The sequence below is a fragment of the Lysobacter cavernae genome (assembly GCF_042648505.1).
GTDB lineage: Bacteria > Pseudomonadota > Gammaproteobacteria > Xanthomonadales > Xanthomonadaceae > Lysobacter_L > Lysobacter_L cavernae.
Map to the genome: position 1 here is coordinate 359,095 of NZ_JBHRXK010000001.1, position 17,772 is coordinate 376,866.

The 17,772-nt window shown below is 66.0% G+C and carries 19 protein-coding genes and 1 tRNA gene; 1 reads left to right on the top strand and 19 read right to left on the bottom strand.

Going from position 1 to position 17,772, the window contains the following annotated elements:
* Positions 1-11 precede the first annotated feature (11 nt).
* The 14 genes from nuoK to tpiA form a co-directional block, all read right to left on the bottom strand.
* Complete coding sequence (gene nuoK, locus ACFOLC_RS01655) at positions 12-338, bottom strand: NADH-quinone oxidoreductase subunit NuoK (RefSeq protein WP_386756988.1); 327 nt, start codon at positions 336-338, stop codon at positions 12-14.
* Complete coding sequence (locus ACFOLC_RS01660) at positions 335-973, bottom strand: NADH-quinone oxidoreductase subunit J (protein ID WP_386756989.1); 639 nt, start codon at positions 971-973, stop codon at positions 335-337. Before ACFOLC_RS01660 ends, nuoK begins: the two co-directional genes overlap by 4 nt.
* 11 nt (positions 974-984) lie before the next feature.
* A complete protein-coding gene (nuoI, locus tag ACFOLC_RS01665; protein ID WP_386756990.1) occupies positions 985-1,473 on the bottom strand; it encodes an NADH-quinone oxidoreductase subunit NuoI in 489 nt (162 codons plus the stop codon).
* A 13-nt stretch (positions 1,474-1,486) separates the two neighbouring features.
* Positions 1,487-2,542: an NADH-quinone oxidoreductase subunit NuoH gene (gene nuoH / locus ACFOLC_RS01670; RefSeq protein WP_386757929.1), complete on the bottom strand. Its 1,056-nt coding sequence runs from the start codon at positions 2,540-2,542 to the stop codon at positions 1,487-1,489.
* Positions 2,543-2,544: 2 nt separating this feature from the next.
* On the bottom strand, positions 2,545-4,791 hold the full coding sequence (nuoG, locus tag ACFOLC_RS01675; RefSeq protein WP_386756992.1) for an NADH-quinone oxidoreductase subunit NuoG: 2,247 nt from the start codon (positions 4,789-4,791) through the stop codon (positions 2,545-2,547).
* Positions 4,792-4,900: 109 nt separating this feature from the next.
* Positions 4,901-6,271 carry an NADH-quinone oxidoreductase subunit NuoF gene (nuoF, locus tag ACFOLC_RS01680; protein WP_386756993.1) on the bottom strand — a complete coding sequence of 457 codons (1,371 nt, stop codon included), beginning with the start codon at positions 6,269-6,271 and terminating at the stop codon, positions 4,901-4,903.
* 11 nt (positions 6,272-6,282) lie between these two features.
* Entirely contained in the window at positions 6,283-6,810 is a 528-nt protein-coding gene (gene nuoE / locus ACFOLC_RS01685; RefSeq protein WP_386756994.1) for an NADH-quinone oxidoreductase subunit NuoE, read from the bottom strand.
* A gap of 121 nt (positions 6,811-6,931) precedes the next feature.
* Positions 6,932-8,215, bottom strand: a complete 1,284-nt coding sequence (locus ACFOLC_RS01690) for an NADH-quinone oxidoreductase subunit D (protein WP_386756995.1) — start codon at positions 8,213-8,215, stop codon at positions 6,932-6,934.
* A 2-nt stretch (positions 8,216-8,217) separates the two neighbouring features.
* A complete protein-coding gene (locus ACFOLC_RS01695; protein ID WP_386756996.1) occupies positions 8,218-8,940 on the bottom strand; it encodes an NADH-quinone oxidoreductase subunit C in 723 nt (240 codons plus the stop codon).
* A 22-nt stretch (positions 8,941-8,962) separates the two neighbouring features.
* The gene (locus tag ACFOLC_RS01700) at positions 8,963-9,535 is read right to left on the bottom strand and encodes a NuoB/complex I 20 kDa subunit family protein (protein WP_386756998.1); all 573 of its coding nucleotides are present in this window, start codon (positions 9,533-9,535) and stop codon (positions 8,963-8,965) included.
* Positions 9,526-9,882 carry an NADH-quinone oxidoreductase subunit A gene (locus ACFOLC_RS01705; protein ID WP_386756999.1) on the bottom strand — a complete coding sequence of 119 codons (357 nt, stop codon included), beginning with the start codon at positions 9,880-9,882 and terminating at the stop codon, positions 9,526-9,528. Before ACFOLC_RS01705 ends, ACFOLC_RS01700 begins: the two co-directional genes overlap by 10 nt.
* A 157-nt stretch (positions 9,883-10,039) precedes the next feature.
* Positions 10,040-10,124 (bottom strand) — tRNA-Leu (locus tag ACFOLC_RS01710).
* Positions 10,125-10,241: 117 nt separating this feature from the next.
* Entirely contained in the window at positions 10,242-10,661 is a 420-nt protein-coding gene (gene secG, locus ACFOLC_RS01715; protein ID WP_386757000.1) for a preprotein translocase subunit SecG, read from the bottom strand.
* Positions 10,662-10,720: 59 nt separating this feature from the next.
* The gene (gene tpiA, locus ACFOLC_RS01720) at positions 10,721-11,473 is read right to left on the bottom strand and encodes a triose-phosphate isomerase (RefSeq protein WP_386757001.1); all 753 of its coding nucleotides are present in this window, start codon (positions 11,471-11,473) and stop codon (positions 10,721-10,723) included.
* A gap of 59 nt (positions 11,474-11,532) precedes the next feature.
* Here tpiA and ACFOLC_RS01725 point away from each other — a divergent pair, with 59 nt between their 5' ends.
* Complete coding sequence (locus ACFOLC_RS01725) at positions 11,533-12,087, top strand: DNA-deoxyinosine glycosylase (RefSeq protein ID WP_386757003.1); 555 nt, start codon at positions 11,533-11,535, stop codon at positions 12,085-12,087.
* On the opposite strand, the gene ACFOLC_RS01730 is transcribed toward ACFOLC_RS01725, so the two are convergent.
* The 5 genes from ACFOLC_RS01730 to trpB form a co-directional block, all read right to left on the bottom strand.
* Positions 12,074-13,030 (bottom strand): isopenicillin N synthase family dioxygenase, encoded by a 957-nt coding sequence (locus ACFOLC_RS01730; protein ID WP_386757004.1) that lies wholly within the window; start codon positions 13,028-13,030, stop codon positions 12,074-12,076. The genes ACFOLC_RS01725 and ACFOLC_RS01730 overlap by 14 nt on opposite strands.
* Before the next feature lie 63 nt (positions 13,031-13,093).
* The gene (gene glmM / locus ACFOLC_RS01735) at positions 13,094-14,437 is read right to left on the bottom strand and encodes a phosphoglucosamine mutase (RefSeq protein ID WP_386757006.1); all 1,344 of its coding nucleotides are present in this window, start codon (positions 14,435-14,437) and stop codon (positions 13,094-13,096) included.
* Positions 14,434-15,336, bottom strand: a complete 903-nt coding sequence (accD, locus tag ACFOLC_RS01740; protein ID WP_386757007.1) for an acetyl-CoA carboxylase, carboxyltransferase subunit beta — start codon at positions 15,334-15,336, stop codon at positions 14,434-14,436. The genes glmM and accD overlap by 4 nt, the downstream gene beginning before the upstream one ends.
* A gap of 96 nt (positions 15,337-15,432) precedes the next feature.
* Complete coding sequence (gene trpA / locus ACFOLC_RS01745; protein ID WP_386757008.1) at positions 15,433-16,233, bottom strand: tryptophan synthase subunit alpha; 801 nt, start codon at positions 16,231-16,233, stop codon at positions 15,433-15,435.
* Positions 16,234-16,462: 229 nt separating this feature from the next.
* On the bottom strand, positions 16,463-17,683 hold the full coding sequence (trpB, locus tag ACFOLC_RS01750) for a tryptophan synthase subunit beta (RefSeq protein WP_386757010.1): 1,221 nt from the start codon (positions 17,681-17,683) through the stop codon (positions 16,463-16,465).
* Positions 17,684-17,772: the final 89 nt, after the last annotated feature.

Below are 17,772 nucleotides of genomic sequence, written 5' to 3' on the forward strand. Positions count from 1 at the left end.
ATCCACTCGCGTCAGCCCTTCATCGTGTCGATTTCGGCGACATTGATCGTGCGCCGGTTACGGAACAGCGTGACCAGGATGGCCAGGCCGATCGCAGCCTCGGCCGCGGCCACGGTCAGGATGAAGAACACGAACACCTGACCGGCCGGGTCGGCCAGCTGACGCGAGAACGCGACGAAATTGATGTTGACCGCCAGCAGCAGCAACTCCAGCGACATCAACAACAAGATCACGTTCTTGCGGTTGAGGAAGATGCCGGCGACGCTGATGCAGAACAGCACCGCGCCGAGCGCGAGGTAGTGCCCCAGTGCCAGGCCCGTCCCGAAGAATTCGCTCATGGCTTGCCCTCCTCCGCTGGCATTTCGATCTCTGCCGGCGGGACCGGCTTGACCGCCTCCATCTGCACCATGCGCAGGCGGTCGCTGGCCCGCACACGCGCCTGCAGCGACGGGTTCTGGTGCTTGGCGCCCGGACGGCGACGCAGGGTCAGCATCACCGCCGCGATCACGGCGACGGTAAGGATCACCGCGGCGACCTCGAACGGCAGCAGGAAGTCGGTAAACAGCGCACGCGCCAGCCAGGCAGTATTGCCACCGGTCGCCGCATCGGCCGGGAACGGTGTGGTCGCGCTGGCCTTGACGCCGATCAGGGTCAGCATCTCGACCAACATCACCACTGCAACCAGCAGACCGACCGGCAGGTAGCGCACGTAGCCCTCACGCAATGGCACGACATCGATGTCGAGCATCATCACCACGAACAGGAACAGCACCATCACCGCGCCGACGTAGACCAGGATCAATGCGACGCCGAGGAACTCGGCACCGGCGATGATCCACACGCAGGCGACCGAGAAGAACGTCAGCACCAGCGCGAGCGCCGCGTGGACCGGGTTCTTGACGCTGATCACGGCCACGGCCGACATCACGGCAGCAGCGGCGAAGACGAAGAAAGCAATCTGGGCAAGATCCATGTCGTCGGGCCTCAGCGGAAGGGCGCGTCGGCGGCGCGGCGTTCGGCGATCTCGGCTTCGAGACGGTCGCCGATCGCCAGCAGCTGCGGCTTGGTGACGATGTTCTGTCCGCGCTTGTCGAAGTGGTACTCGTGAATGTGCGTTTCCACGATCGAATCAACCGGGCAGGACTCCTCGCAGAAGCCGCAGAAGATGCACTTGAACAGGTCGATGTCGTAGCGCGTGGTGCGGCGGGTGCCGTCCTCACGCTTTTCGGAGTCGATGGTGATCGCCAGCGCCGGGCACACAGCCTCGCACAGCTTGCAGGCGATGCAGCGCTCTTCACCGTTGGGGTAACGGCGCAGCGCGTGCACGCCGCGGAAGCGCGGCGACTGCGGCGTCTTCTCCATCGGGTACATCAGCGTGTACTTCGGCTTGAACAGATACTTGCCGGTCAAGGCAAGTCCCTGCGCCAGCTCGATGAGCAGCAGGCTCTTTAAATAAGAAGTGATGCGATTCATGCCTGACTGATCCTTACTTGCCCGGCTCGAAGATGCCGAAGTACGCCATCAACGCGACCACACAGATCCAGGCGATGGTGAGCGGGATGAACACCTTCCAGCCCAGGCGCATGATCTGGTCATAGCGGTAACGCGGGAACGAGGCGCGGAACCAGATGAAGCAGCTGGCGAAGAAGAACACCTTGGCCAGCAGCCACCACCAGCCGTCGACTGACAGCAACGGGATACCCAGGCCGTGGAATGGACTGAGCCAGCCGCCGACGAAGAAGATCGCGGTCAGGAAGCTGATCAGGATCATGTTGGCGTATTCGGCCAGGAAGAACAGCGCGAACGCCGAACCCGAATACTCGACCATGTGGCCGGCGACGATTTCCGACTCGCCTTCCACCACGTCGAACGGCGCGCGGTTGGTTTCGGCCACGCCGGAAATGAAATAGATGACGAACAGCGGCAGCATCGGAACCCAGAACCATTCCAGCGCGCCGGCGTTGCCGGCCTGCGCCATCACGATATCGGTGAGGTTGAGGCTGCCGGCGCCGACCATCACGCCGACCATGGCAAAACCCATGGCGATTTCGTACGAGACCACCTGCGCCGCGGCACGCATGGCGCCGAGGAATGCATACTTCGAGTTTGAGGCCCAACCGGCGAGGATGATGCCGTACACGCCCAGCGAGGTCATCGCCAGCAGGTACAACAAGCCGGCGTTGGCATTGGACAGCACGACCTGGTAGTCGAACGGCACCACGGCCCAGGCGGCGAACGCCGGCGCCAGCGCCAGCAACGGCGCAAGCTTGAACAGGAAGGGCTCGGCCTTGGCCGGCTGGATCACTTCCTTGAACAGCAGCTTGAACACGTCGGCGAAGGCCTGCAGGACGCCCATGCCGACATACATCGGCCCACGGCGCACGTGCATCCAACCGATCAGTTTGCGTTCCCAAACCACGTAGAACGCCACGGTGATGATCACCGGCATGGCGATCGCCAGGATCTTCAGCACGATCCAGGCCACGGTGCCGGCCATGCCGAACGAGAGCAGCCAGTCACGGAACGGATCGAACAGACTCATCTTCATGCCCTCCCCGCTTGAACGCGGCCCGCGCCGAGCGGCGCCGTCGCGCCGTGCCCGCTTTCGATCCAGGCGGTGCCGCGCGCGACTTTGTCGCTGGTGGCGACCGGCAAGATCGCGGTGCCGGCATCGGCCACGAACTTGCCGACCACGCCCTCGGCCAGGCCGAGCGTCCGGGCATCGTGTGGATGCAGCACGACACGTGGTTCGATATTCAACGGATGCGCCTGCAATGCAGCAGCACGGCGAACCACCGCATCGCTGCGGTAGATGGCGGTGCTGACGGCCAGCTCCAATCCTGCTTCCGCCATCTGCACGGGCTTGCCGGCAACCGGCTTGATCTCGCGCATCTGCAGGTTCGAACGCAGGCCCGCCAGGTCGGTGAACTCGAAACCTCTGGCACCGATCTCGCCACCGAGCGCACGCAGCACGCGCCAGCCAGCACGCGCCTGACCCGGCAGCTTGCCGCCGGCAACGGTGGATTGCTGGCGGCCGTCGAGGTTGGTCAAGGTCGCGTCGATTTCAGGCAGCAGGCCAATCGGCAGGATCACGTCGGCCACGGCACGGGTCGAGCGGCAGGCGAAGTGGCTGAACGCCACGACCTGCGCGCCACCCAGCGCCTTCAGCGCCGTCGCGGTGTCGGCAAAGTCCAGGCCCGGTTCGATGCCGTAGAGGAGGTAAGCCGTGCGCGCGTCGGCCAGCATCGCCTTGGCATCGCGCGACGTCGGCAGCACGCCGTAGTCGGCCAGACCGACCGTATTGGCGCCTTGCGGGATGCGGTTCAGCGCCGCGCCGGTGGCGGCGGCGAAATTAGCCGTGGCCTGACGGATCGCGGCGGCATGCGCACCGTTCTCGGCCAGTGCACCGACGATCACCACCGCACGCGAGCCGGTCTTGGCGGTCTCGATCAACGCGTTGTCGGCCAGGGCGGCCGCAAGCTGAGACGGCGCAACGATGTGCTTGCCGGCGATATCGAAGGTGAAATCGAAATCGACCGGATTGACCACGTGCACCTTGGCGCCACGGGTCCAGGCCTTGCGCACGCGCTGGTGCACCAGCGGCAACTCATGGCGCAGGTTGGAGCCGACAATGACGACGACATCGGCGTCGGCGATATCGGTCACCGGCATCGCGAAGGTCTCGGCGACGGCGGCATCGCTGAGGTCATGTTGCGAGAGGCGGTGATCGAGGTTGCCGGTGCCCAGGGCTTCGGCCAGGCGCGCCAGCAGCGCACCCTCCTCGTTCGATGTCGCCGGGTGCGCGAGGATGCCAAGCTGGTCGGCGCCGTTGTCGCGCAGGATCCTCGCGGCCTTGGCCAGCGCTTCTTCCCACGAGGCCTCACGCCACTCGCTGGTTCCTTCCGAATTTGTTTCCTTGACCAACGGCACGGTCGCGCGGTCCTGCGCATACAGGCCCTGGTGCGCGTAACGGTCGCGGTCCGAGAGCCAGCACTCGTTCACCGCTTCGTTGTCGCGCGGCACGCTGCGGAGCACTTCACCCCGGCGCACGTGGTGGAACAGGTTGCTGCCGAGCGCGTCGTGGTAACCGAGCGACTCGCGCGCGATCAATTCCCACGGCCGCGCCTTGAACTGGAACACCTTGTTGGTCAGCGCGCCGACCGGGCACACGTCGATGACGTTGCCGGACAGCTCGGTTGTCAGCGGCTTGCCGTCGAAGGTGCCGATCTGCAGGTTCTCGCCGCGGTACATGCCGCCCAGCTCATAGGTGCCGGCGACTTCCGCGGTGAAGCGCACGCAGCGCGTGCACTGGATGCAGCGGGTCATCTCGGTGGCGACCAGCGGCCCCATGTCCTCGTCCGGCACCACGCGCTTGCGCTCGGCGAAACGACTGACCGAACGGCCGTAGCCCAGCGACAGGTCCTGCAGCTCGCACTCGCCACCCTGATCGCAGATCGGGCAATCGAGCGGATGGTTGATCAGCAGAAACTCCATCACGTTGCGCTGCGACTTCAATGCCTTGTCGCTGCGTGTGGTGACCTTCATGCCATCCATCACCGGCGTGGCGCAGGCCGGTGCCGGCTTCGGCATCTTCTCGACTTCGACCAGGCACATGCGGCAGTTGGCCGCGATCGACAGCTTGTCGTGGTAGCAGAAACGCGGGATCGCGATGCCGGCCTTGTCGGCCGCCTGGATGATCATCGAGCCCTTGGGCGCAGCCATCTCGACACCGTCGATGAAGACGGTGACGTGGTCCGGCGGCAGGCTCGGGTTGACTGGCTGTGCGCTCATGCGGCGGCTCCCTGCGGGAGCGTGATTGGTGATTGGTGATTGGTGATTCGCAAAGGCTTCGCTCTGCGCTTCATCGAATCACGAATCACGAATGACGAATCACGGAACTTCATGCGACCACCTTCTCGACCACGGTGCCGGCGCGCTGGTCGTCGACCAGGAAACGCTTGTTCACGATCGCGTACTCGAACTCGTTCCAGTAGTGGCGCAGGAAACCCTGCACCGGCCACGCCGCGGCCTCGCCAAAGGCGCAGATGGTGTGACCTTCGATCTGGCCGGCGGCGGCGCGCAGCATCTGCAGGTCTTCCAGCGTGGCCTGCTTGTCGACGATGCGCGTGAGCATGCGGTACATCCAGCCGGTGCCTTCACGGCACGGCGTGCACTGGCCACAGCTTTCCTTGAAGTAGAAGCGAGCGATGCGCTGGCAGGCACGCACCATGCAGGTGGTCTCGTCCATGACGATGACCGCGCCCGAGCCGAGGCCGGAGCCGGCCTTCTGGATCGAGTCGTAGTCCATCGTCAGCGACATCATCGTTTCGCCCGGCAGCACCGGCATCGACGAGCCACCCGGAATCACCGCCTTGATACTGGCACCGTTGCGCATGCCGCCAGCCAACTGCAGCAGCTCGGCAAACGGGGTACCGAGGCGGATCTCGTAGTTGCCTGGCCGGGCAACATGGCCCGATACCGAGAAGATCTTTGGCCCGCCGTTGTTGGGCTTGCCGAGGTTGAGAAACCATTCGGCGCCGTTGCGGATGATCGCCGGCACCGAAGCGTAGGTCTCGGTGTTGTTGATCGTGGTCGGCTTGCCGAACAGGCCGAAATTGGCCGGGAACGGCGGCTTGTAGCGCGGCTGGCCCTTCTTGCCTTCCAGCGATTCCATCAATGCGGTTTCTTCGCCGCAGATGTAGGCACCGGCGCCGAGCGCGGCATGGATGTCGATGTCGACGCCGCTGCCCTGCACGTTCTTGCCGAGCCAGCCGTGTTCATAGGCTTCCTTCAGCGCCTGCTCGAAATGTTCGAACGGCTCGTGATGGAACTCACCGCGCAGGTAGTTGTAGGCCACGGTCGAACCGGTCGCGTAACAGGCGATCGCCATGCCCTCGACCACCGCATGCGGGTTGTAGCGCAGGATGTCACGGTCCTTGGCGGTGCCCGGCTCGGATTCGTCCGAGTTGCACAGGATGTACTTCTGGGTGCCGCTGCCCTTGGGCATGAAGCTCCACTTCAGGCCGGTCGGGAAGCCCGCGCCGCCGCGACCGCGCAGGCCCGAGCCCTTGACCATATCGACCACGGCCGCCGGCTCGATCTTCTCGGCCAGGATCTTGCGCAGCGCCGCGTAACCACCGGTCTTGAGGTAGTTCTCGTACGACCACGGCGTGTCGTAGTGCAGCGTCGTGTAGACGACCTGGTGCTCCTGCGGGACCGGGCCAACCGGGCCGTAGCCCTTGGAATAATCGTGATGCTCGTGGTGCGCCATCTGGGCCTGCCTCACTTCAACCCGTCGAGGATCTCGTCCACCTTGGCGGTGTCGAGGTTCTCGAGGTAATGACCGTTGACCACGACCACCGGCGCGCCGCAGCACGCGGCCAGGCATTCTTCCTCACGCTTGAGGAAGATGCGGCCGTCGACGGTGGACTCACCAAGCTTGCAGCCGAGCTTCTGCTCGGCATGCGCGACCAGGTCTTCGGCACCGTTGAGCCAGCAGCTGATGTTGGTGCAGAAAGCGACGTTGTTGCGGCCGACCTTCTGCGTCTCGAACATCGAATAGAAGCTGGCAACCTCGTAGGCCCACACCGGCGGCAGGCTCAAGTACTTGGCCACGGCCGCGATCAGCTCGTCGCTGAGCCAACCACCGTTCTGCTCCTGCGCGGCGTGCAGGCCCTGCAGCACGGCCGAGCGCTTGCGGTCCGGCGGGAACTTGCCCAGCCAGTGGTCGATGTGCGCACGGGTCTTGTCGGACAGCGCGACCAACGGGTCGACGTGCTGACAGGCCTCGAAATTTCCGGTCGCTTTCATGGGAGCTGTGATTCGTGATTCGTGATTCGTGATTGGGAAAGGCGGGATGCGGTTCGCGTGCACACCGGCGCGGCTACGCGCCTGTACGAATCACGAATCACGAATCCCGAATCACGGCCGTTCATCGGTCGATCTCGCCGAACACGACGTCATAGGTACCGATCATCGCCACCACGTCAGCCAGCATGTGGCCCTTCACGATCGCGTCCATCGACGACAGATGGGCAAAGCCCGGTGCGCGCAGCTTCACGCGGAACGGCTTGTTGGCGCCGTCGGACACCAGGTAGCAGCCGAACTCGCCCTTGGGCGCCTCGACCGCGGCGTAGGTCTCGCCGGCCGGCACGCAGTAGCCTTCCGAGAACAGCTTGAAGTGATGGATCAACGCTTCCATGTCGTCCTTCATCTCCTCGCGGGAGGGAGGTGAGACCTTGAAGTTATCGACGATCACCGGGCCTGGATTGGCCTTCAGCCATTTCACGCACTGCTTGACGATGCGATTGGATTCGCGCATCTCGGCCACGCGCACCAGATAGCGGTCGTAGCAATCGCCATTGACGCCGATCGGGATGTCGAAATCGACCGCGTCATACTTGGCGTAAGGCTGCTTCTTGCGCAAGTCCCAGGCGATGCCCGAGCCACGCACCATCGGGCCGGTCATGCCCAAGGCCAGCGCCTGCTCCGGCGACACCACGCCGATGCCGACTGTGCGCTGCTTCCAGATGCGGTTGTTGGTCAGCAGCGTCTCGTATTCGTCGACGCGCTTGGGGAAGTCGTTGGTGAACGCTTCCAGGTAATCCAGCAGCGAGCCTTCGCGCCACTCGTTGAAGCGCTTGAGGCTGCCACCCTTGCGCCAGGGCGACTCCTTGTACCTCGGCATGCGCTCAGGCAGGTCGCGGTAGACGCCGCCCGGACGGTAATAAGTCGCGTGCATGCGCGCGCCGGAGACCGCCTCGTAGCAGTCCATCAGCTCTTCACGCTCGCGGAACGCATACAGGAACACCGCCATCGCGCCCAGGTCGAGCGCATTGGAACCGACCCACATCAGGTGGTTCAGGATGCGGGTGATCTCGTCGAACATCGTGCGGATGTACTGCGCGCGCTCCGGCGCCTCGATGCCCATCAGGGTCTCGATCGCGCGCACGTAGGCGTGCTCGTTGCACATCATCGACACGTAGTCGAGGCGATCCATGTAGCCGATCGACTGGTTGAACGGCTTGGACTCGGCCAGCTTCTCGGTACCGCGGTGCAACAGCCCGATGTGCGGGTCGGCACGCTGCACGACTTCGCCGTCCATCTCGAGGATGAGGCGCAGCACGCCGTGTGCGGCCGGATGCTGCGGGCCAAAGTTCAGCGTGTAGTTGCGGATCTCGGCGTTGTGGAGACCCGAGGTGCTGGATGCAGGCACGTTCACTTCTTCACCTCCGCGCTCTGCGCGGCCTCGCCCTGTGCGGTCTGGTAGCGCGCGTCGTCACGGATGACGCGCGGCACGCCGACACGCGGCTCGATCGAGACCGGCTCGTAGACCACGCGCTTCTTGTCAGCGTCATAACGCACTTCGACGTTGCCGATCAGCGGGAAATCCTTGCGGAACGGATGGCCGACGAAACCGTAGTCGGTCAGGATGCGGCGCAGGTCCGGGTGCCCCTCGAAGACAATGCCGAACAGGTCGAACGCCTCGCGCTCGAACCAGTCCGAACCCGGCCACACCGACGTCAGCGAGGCTACCACCGGCAGGTCGTCGCTCTCGGCGAAGGTGCGCAGGCGCACGCGGCGGTTGTGCTGGTACGACAGCAAGTGCGCGACCGCAGCAAAGCGACGCTCCGGGGTGGCTGCCACGCCGTTGGGCTGTTCACCCCAGACGAAGCGGCCGGCACTCTTGCCTTCAACGCCGCGGGAGAAACCTTCCGAGGACACGTCGGTGTCCCATTCGTCGCTGCCGTAGCTGAGGTAGTCGACACCACTGACGTCGACCAGCTGCTCGAAACCGAACTCGTCGCGCAATGCCTGCGCGACGGCCAGCCACTGGCCCGGCGCGACCTCGAGGGTCACCTCGCCACGCGGCTCGGCCACGACGGCGAGGGCATCCTCGAAGCGAGCGACCAGGAGATCGGCGAACTGCTGTGCGGTCATGCTGTGCGAAAGCGCGACCATGTCAGCGCACGCCCTGGATGTTTTCGCCGAAGTTGGTGCCGCGGCGGATCTTCTTCTGCAGCTGCAGGATGCCGTAGACCAGCGCTTCGGCGGTCGGCGGGCAACCCGGCACGTAGACGTCGACCGGCACGATGCGGTCGCAGCCGCGCACCACCGCGTATGAATAGTGGTAGTAGCCGCCGCCATTGGCGCAGCTGCCCATCGAGATCACCCACTTCGGGTCGGGCATCTGGTCGTAGACCTTGCGCAGCGCCGGGGCCATCTTGTTGACCAGGGTGCCGGCCACAATCATCACGTCCGACTGGCGCGGCGACGGGCGGAACACCACGCCGTAACGGTCCAGGTCCAGGCGCGAGGCGCCGGCGTGCATCATCTCGACCGCGCAGCAGGCCAGACCGAAGGTCATCGGCCACATCGAGCCGGTGCGCGCCCAGTTCCACAGCGCGTCCATGCTGGTGGTGACGAAGCCCTGCTGCAGCAGCGGGTTGTCGCCTTCCGGGCGCAGGATGTCGTCCAGCCGTCCTTCCGGCAGCGGGTTGTGCATCAAGCCAGAAACGCTCTGGATCACTCCCATTCGAGCGCTCCCTTCTTCCAAACGTAGACGAAGCCGAGCAAGAGCATGCCGGCGAAGATGCCCATTTCGATCAGGCCGACGACACCGAGTTCGCGGAACACGGTGGCCCAGGGCACGATGAAGATGATTTCCAGATCGAAAATGATGAACTGGATGGCGATGAGGTAGTAGCGCACGTCGAACTGCATGCGCGCATCATCGAAGGCCTCGAAGCCGCATTCGTACGGGGACAGTTTCTCGAGGCTCGGACGCTGGGGGCCGAGCACCTTGCCCACCACCAGCAGGGCGACGCCGATACCGCTGGCGACGATCAGGAACAGCAGGGTCGGCAGGTATTCGGCCAGCACTCGATGTTCTCTCGGCTTCGTTTAGCTACTTGGCCGCGGTGAAGCGACCTTGGCTCGGCGCGTACGCCTGGTAATCCCCGCGCGAGTAACGGCCCGCCGTGCGTGCCGCACCTGCGTCGGTGGTGCTCATTGCTGCATAAAGTACGTGTTGTCGGTGTGGTGCCCAAGGGGGGACTCGAACCCCCACGACCTAAGTCGCTACCACCTCAAGGTAGTGCGTCTACCAATTCCGCCACCTGGGCAATCAAACCGGGTCTTCCTGACACGATCGCGCCGCTAAGGCTGGGATCGTTTTCGGTCATCACTGACCGCACCCAGCGCTCCATGCCGGGCCATCGAAGCTATGGTACCGCGCCGACTCAGCCGCCCGGAGCAGGCTCAGGCTTTGCAGGTTCGGGCTGTTGCGTAGCAGCCGGCGCCGGGGCCTGCGGCACGCTGGAAGCCGGGGCTGCCGGAACAGCAGCGTTGCCGTCCTGCGGCTTGGCCGGTGCCGCCGGAACCTGCGCCATGACGCCGCGATCCACGGCGGCAGGCGCATTGTCGCCGGCCCTGCGGGTCGCCTGCCAGGCCATGAACAGACTGATCGCGAAAAATGCGACCGCCAGCCACTTGGTAGCCTTCGACAGGAAGTTGGACGAGCCGCGCGCACCGAACACCGTCGCCGAGGCGCCGCCGCCGAAGCCGGAACCGGCCTGCGCGCCCGCGCCACGCTGCATCAGGATCAGCGCAATCATCGCGATCGCGATCAGCACATAGATGACGTTGAGGAACAACAGCATCGTGGAATTCTGCTCAGGTTAGCTCGGTTATGACGGGCGCCGGCGCGAGCCGGAGTCCGTCAGGGCGCCGCCGCGACCGCGATGGCGTGGAAATCGGCGGCCACCAGAGAGGCCCCGCCGACCAGGCCGCCATCGACGTCCGGCTGCGCAAACAGCGCGGCGGCATTGTCGGCCTTCACGCTACCGCCGTACAGGATCGGTAGCGAGCCAGCGATTCTAGCATCGTGCGCGGAGATTTCGCTACGGATGAATGCGTGCACCGCCTGGGCCTGCTCCGGCGTCGCGGTTTTGCCGGTGCCGATTGCCCACACCGGCTCGTAAGCGAGGATCGCACCGTCCAGCGCGGCGTTGCCGCCCAGCTCGAACACCGGCGCCAGTTGCTCCTGGATGCGCCACTGTGTCTGGCCGTTCTCGCGCTCGCCCAGGGTCTCGCCCACGCACAGGATCGGAGTCAGGCCAGCCGCCTTGCAGGCCAGGAACTTGCGCGCGACCAGTTCGCTGCTCTCGCCGTGGTACTGGCGGCGCTCGGAATGACCGATCAGGCCGTAGCCGGCGCCGACATCCTTGAGCATCGCGGCCGACACCTCACCGGTGTAGGCGCCCTTCTCGTTGGCGCTGACATCCTGCGCACCGAATTGCAGGCCGCGCGCGCCGTATCGCTCGATCAGCCCGCTCAGGTACGGCAAGGGTGGCAGGATCAGCAGTTCGACACCGTCCGGAGCGGCTTGCGCCACGACCGCATCGAGCAGGCCGATGGCGAACTTGCGATCACCGTGCAACTTCCAGTTTCCGGCGACGATTCTGCGGCGCATGGCCACTCCGTGGTACGAAAGGCGGCCAGTTTACCGCAGCACGGCGACAATCCGACCGCATGCCGAATCCGCCACTGATCAGCCCACACTTGTTGCAGGGCTTGCCACCGGTCGTGGCAAAGGACGCGCGCGTCCTGGTCCTGGGCAGCATGCCCGGCACGGCATCGCTGCAGGCCGGGCAGTACTACGCGCATCGCCAGAACCGGTTCTGGCCGTTCATGGGCGAACTGGTCGGCGCCGATCCGGTACTGTCCTATGCGCAACGCCTGAACCGCCTCGGCGCAGCAGGCATCGCGCTGTGGGACGTGCTCGCGTGCTGCGAACGCGACGGCAGCCTCGATACGGCGATCCGCACCGACACTGCGGTCGCCAACGACTTCGCCGGTTTCTTCGACAAATACCCCGCAATCGGCACGGTGCTGTTCAACGGCGCCAAGGCCGAACAATGCTTCCAGCGATTCGTGGCGCCGCAGTTGCGTGGCGCGACACCGGTCCTGCGGCGCCTGCCGTCGACCAGCCCGGCCAATGCCGCCACCAGCGCGACGGCCAAGCTGGCGGCCTGGCGCGAGGCGCTGCAGGCCGCCGGCGTGTCAGGCCTGATTACTTCAGTTTGATCTCGCGCAACCGCTCTTCGAGATAGCCCTGCGCGGTGATCGCCTCGGGGTAGCGACTGGGGTTGTCCGGGGTGACCGTCGAGGGCAGCACGTCGATCAGGAAATCCGGATTCGGATGCAGGAAGAACGGCGTCGAGTAGCGCGGCTGGCGCGCCTTCTCGCCCGGCGGATTGACCACCCGGTGCGTGGTCGACGGGTACACGTGGTTGGTCAGGCGCTGCAGCATGTCGCCGATGTTGACGACGATGGTGTCGGCGTCGGCGGTGAACGGCACCCACTCGTCCTTGCGTGACTTCACCTCCAGGCCTTCGGCACTGGCACCGACCAGCAGCGTGATCAGGTTGATGTCCTCGTGCGCGCCGGCGCGCTCGTTGGGAATGTCATCGGCGGTGATCGGCGGGTAATGGATCGGGCGCAGGATCGAGTTGCCGGAATTGGTTTTGTCGACGAAGTAGGTCTCGGGCAGGCCGATGTGCAGCGCGAGTGCACTGAGCACGCGCGAGCCGAGCCGGTCCAGTGACTGGTACAGGCCGTAGGCCTGATCACGGAACTCGGGGATTTCCTCCGGCCACAGGTTGGCCGGCATCACGTCGGCGTACTTGGAGTCGCGCGGGATCTCGCGGCCAACGTGCCAGAACTCCTTGAGATCGAAGTGCTTGGAGTCCTTGGCGGTCTCCACGCCGAACGGCGTGTAGCCGCGCGCACCGCCGCTGCCCGGCACGTGGTACTTGCGCTTGACCTCGTCCGGCAAGGCGAAGAAACGCTCGAACAGGTCGTAGCACTGCTCGATCTGCGCGACCGGAATGCCGTGGCCACGGATGCCGGCGAAGCCCCACTCGCGATAGGCCGCGCCAAGCTCGGCGACGAAGGCCTCGCGGTCGGTGTCGCTGGACGGCTCGCTGAAGCGGCGGATGTCGAGGGTCGGGATCTGGGGCTGGGTCATCGTCTGTCTTTCGATTACGGATGGAGGGCGGCACTCCGGTCGAGTGCCGCCGTCGTGTGTCGATCAGGCCGCCGCGACACGCACCGCGATGGCCAGCGCGTCCAGCGTGGACTGCATCAATGCCGAGTCATCGGCCTCGACCGTGACGCGCACCACCGGCTCGGTCCCGGAAGGACGCAGGAAGGCACGGCCGCGCCCGGCAACCGCCGCCTGCGCCGATGCCAGCGCGGCCTGCACGCTCGGCGCCTCGGCCGGTTTGGCCGCGCCGTTGTAGCGCACGTTGACGGTTTTCTGCGGGACCTTGGCGAAACCGTCCAGCGCTTCGCGCAGGCCGAGCTTGCGACGCTGCAGCACTTCCAGCACCTGCAGCGCGCTGACGATGCCGTCGCCGGTGCTGGTGCGGTCCAGGCACAGCAGGTGCCCCGAGGCCTCGCCACCGAGCACGCCGGCGTTGGCGATCAACTGCTGGTGCACGTAGCGGTCACCGACCTTGGCGCGGATGAAATCGATGCCACGCTGCGCGAACGCGCGCTCCAGCGCGTAGTTGGTCATCAGGGTGCCGACCACCGGCCCCTGCAAGCGGCCGCTGGCATGCCAGTCGTTGGCCAGCACGTAGAGCAGGTCGTCGCCGTCGCGGACGACGCCGTCGCCGTCGACGAACAGCACGCGGTCGCCGTCGCCGTCGAAGGCGATGCCGAGGTCGGCATTGGTGGCCTTGACGTGCGTAGCCAGCGTTTCCGGATGGGTCGAGCCGACGCCGTCGTTGATATTGATGCCATTGGGGTCGATGCCGATGGCATCGACGCGCGCGCCCAGCTCGCGCAGCACCAGCGGGCCGAGCTGGTAGGTCGCGCCGTTGGCGCAGTCCATGGCGATGCGCAGGCCGCCGAGGTCGAAGCCCTTGGGCACCGAACTCTTGCAGGCCTCGATGTAGCGACCCAGCGCGTCACGCGTGCGCACGGCCTTGCCGAGCTGCTCGGATGGCACGGTGCGGAACGGCTGCTCTAGCGCAGCCTCGATGGCCAGCTCGGTGGCATCGTCAAGCTTCTCGCCCTCGGCCGAGAAGAACTTGATGCCGTTGTCGTGGTGAGGATTGTGCGAGGCCGAAATCACGATGCCGCCGTCGGCGCGCATCGAATGGGTCAGGTGGGCCACGGCCGGCGTCGGCATCGGCCCCATCAGCTGCACGTCGACGCCGGCGGCGACCAGGCCGGCCTCCAGCGCAGCCTCGAACATGTAGTTGGAGATGCGCGTGTCCTTGCCGATGATCACCACCGGGTTGCGCCAGTCGCGGCGCGGCAGCGCATGGCCGTAGGCGTTGCCCAGGCGCATCACGAAATCGGCCGAGATCGGACCCTCACCGACGCGCCCACGGATGCCGTCGGTGCCGAAATACTTGCGACTCATGCCGTGGCCTCGTCGTCCTGCGGCTGCGGCTGCTTCATCAGCAGGGCAAACAGCGTGGCCAGGCGATCGCGCAGCTCGCGGCGGTCGCAGATCTGGTCGATGGCGCCGTGCTCGAGCAGGAACTCGGAACGCTGGAAACCCTCGGGCAGCGTCTCGCGCACGGTCTGCTCGATCACGCGCGGGCCGGCGAAGCCGATCAGCGCTTCCGGCTCGGCCAGGTTGAGGTCACCGAGCATCGCGAACGAAGCCGACACGCCGCCGGTGGTCGGATGGGTCATGACCGAAATGAACGGCAGGCCGCGCGCACGCATGCGCCCGAGTGCGGCCGAGGTCTTGGCCATCTGCATCAGCGAGAACAGGCTCTCCTGCATGCGCGCGCCGCCGGTGGCGGTGAAGCACACCATCGGGCAATTCAGCTCGACCGCGCGTTCGGCGGCGCGGGCAAACCGCTCGCCGACGACCGAGCCCATCGAGCCGCCCATGAATGCGAAATCGAAGGCCGCGGCCACCAGCGGCCGCTGCTTGAGCGTGCCTTCCATCGCAACCAGCGCGTCGCGCTCGCCGGTGGACTTCTGCGCCGCCTTGATGCGGTCCGAGTACTTCTTCTGGTCCTTGAACTTGAGCACGTCGACCGGGCCAAGCTCGGCTGCGAGCTCGCGGGTGCTGTCCGCATCGAACAATGCCGTCAGGCGCACGCGGGCCCGGATCGACATGTGGAAGCTGCACTTCGGGCAGACCTCGAGGTTCTCCTCGAGTTCGGGGCGGTAAAGCACGGCGCCGCAGCGGTCGCACTTTTCCCACAGTCCTTCGGGCACGCTGCGGCGCTTTGAGGCGCCCCCGGCTTCTGTCCGGATGCCGGTGCGGATGCCCGAGGGCATGAGTTTCTTGAGCCAGGACATGCGTTGCGTGATCCCTTCGATTTAGGTGCCGCGTTCAGGCTTGATAAGAGCCGGAGTGGGGTCCGGCCGAGCGGGTCAGTTTAACGCAGTGGCCGCTCAGGCCGGGGTGGCATCCAAGGCTGCGCGCAATGGCGCAAGAAACGTGCGTGCCTGCTGGGCCGGGTCTGGTGCATCGGCCAAAGCCGCCACCAGCGCGCTGCCGACGACCACGCCGTCGGCCTCCCGGGCCATCGCCGCGGCACTGGCTGCGTCCTTGATGCCGAAGCCGGCCACCACCGGCACCGCGCTCTGCCGTCGGATCGCCTGCAGGTGCGCACCAGCAGTACCGGTGTCGAGCCGGTCGGCACCGGTCACGCCGGCAAAGCTCACGTAGTAGAGATACCCCTGCGCGTCGTCGCACAGCAGGCGCATGCGCGCGTCGGTAGTGGTCGGCGACGCCAGCAGGATGAGGGCCAGCCCATGCTGCGCGAACGCCTCGCGGAATTCGCCGGACTCTTCCGGTGGCAAGTCAACCAGCAGCACGCCGTCGACGCCAGCCGTCACCGCTTCGCTGGCGAAACGCTCGGCGCCGCGGATCTCGACCGGATTGAGGTACCCCATCAGCACCACCGGCGTGTCGGCGTCGTGCTTGCGGAAGGCGCGCACGCTGTCGAGCACGAATGCCAGCCCTGTCCCACGGGACAGCGCGCGCTCGGAACTGCGCTGGATGGTCGGGCCGTCGGCCATCGGGTCGGAAAACGGCACGCCGAGCTCGATCACGTCGGCACCGGCCTCGACCAGTGCGTGCATGACCGGCACCGTGGCTTCGAGCGATGGATCGCCGGCGGTGATGAACGGAATCAGCGCCTTGCGGCCCTGCGCCTTGAGCGCGGCGAAGCGGGTGTCGATGCGGTTCATGCAGTCAGCTCGAAATAGCCCCTCTCCCATCGGCGCCCGAAGGGTGTCCAGAGGTGAGAGGGGTTGGGGTGAGGGTACGGCGGAGTGATCACGCACGAGCGCGGTGGCGAATGTGAGCCGATCGTTTCCAGCGGCAATCGAACGTACCCGCTCCGCCGAACCCTCATCCGGCGCTGCGCGCCACCTTCTCCCTGAGGGAGAAGGAAACACGGCACCGGGATCCAGGGCATCACAACGCAATCCCCTCGCGCCCGGCGATCGTATGCACGTCCTTGTCGCCGCGGCCGGACAGGTTGCACAGGACGATCGCGTCCTTCGGCAGATCACGCGCCAGCTTCACCGCCTGGGCGATGGCGTGGCTGGATTCCAGCGCCGGCAGGATGCCTTCGGTACGCGCGAGTTGGTGAAACGCGGCCAGCGCCTCGTCGTCGGTGACGCCGACATAGTCGGCGCGGCCGCTGTCCTTGAGGAAGGCGTGCTCGGGCCCGACGCCGGGGTAGTCCAGGCCCGCCGACACCGAATGCGTCTCGATGATCTGGCCGTCGTCGTCGCACAACACGTAGGTGCGGTTGCCGTGCAGCACGCCGGGGCGGCCCGCCGCCAGCGAGGCGGCGTGGTGGCCGCTGGCGATGCCCTCGCCCGCCGCCTCGGCGCCGACCAGGCGCACGCCCGGATCGTTGAGGAAGGCGTGGAAGATGCCGATCGCGTTGCTGCCGCCACCGACGCAGGCGGTGACTGCATCGGGCAGGCAGCCGTACTCGGCCAGCATCTGCGCGCGTGCCTCGCGGCCGACGATGGCGTTGAAGTCGCGAACCATGCGCGGATACGGGTCCGGGCCGGCGACGGTGCCGATGATGTAGAAGGTGTCGCGCACGTGGGTGACCCAGTCGCGCATCGCCTCGTTGAGCGCGTCCTTGAGCGTGGCCGAACCGCTGGTGACCGGCACCACGGTCGCACCGAGCAGCTTCATCCGGTAGACATTGATCTTCTGCCGCTCGATGTCGGTCGCGCCCATGTAAACCACGCACTCCAGGCCCAGGCGCGCGGCGACCGTCGCCGAGGCGACGCCATGCTGGCCGGCGCCGGTCTCGGCGATGATCCGGGTCTTGCCCATGCGACTGGCGAGCAGCGCCTGGCCGATGGTGTTGTTGATCTTGTGCGCGCCGGTGTGGTTCAGATCCTCGCGCTTGAGCAGGATGCGGGCGCCGCCGACTTCGCGGCTCAGGCGTTCGGCGAAATAGATCGGGCTGGGCCGGCCGACGTAATGGGCCAGGTCGTTGTCGAATTCGGCGATGAAGGCCGGATCGACGCGGGCGGCGTCGTAGGCCGCGGCCAGCTCCTCCAGCGGGCCGATCAGGGTCTCGGCGACGAAGCGGCCGCCGTAGCGGCCGAAGTGGCCGGAGGCGTCCGGATAGGCGTGGAAGTCTTCGACGCGGGGGCTGATCGACATGGGCAGGCACGAAGCACGGAGAGTGCTGAGACTTTATCGCGCATGCAGCCGCTGAGAAATGTATTAAATTGGCGAAACCTGTCAGAAAA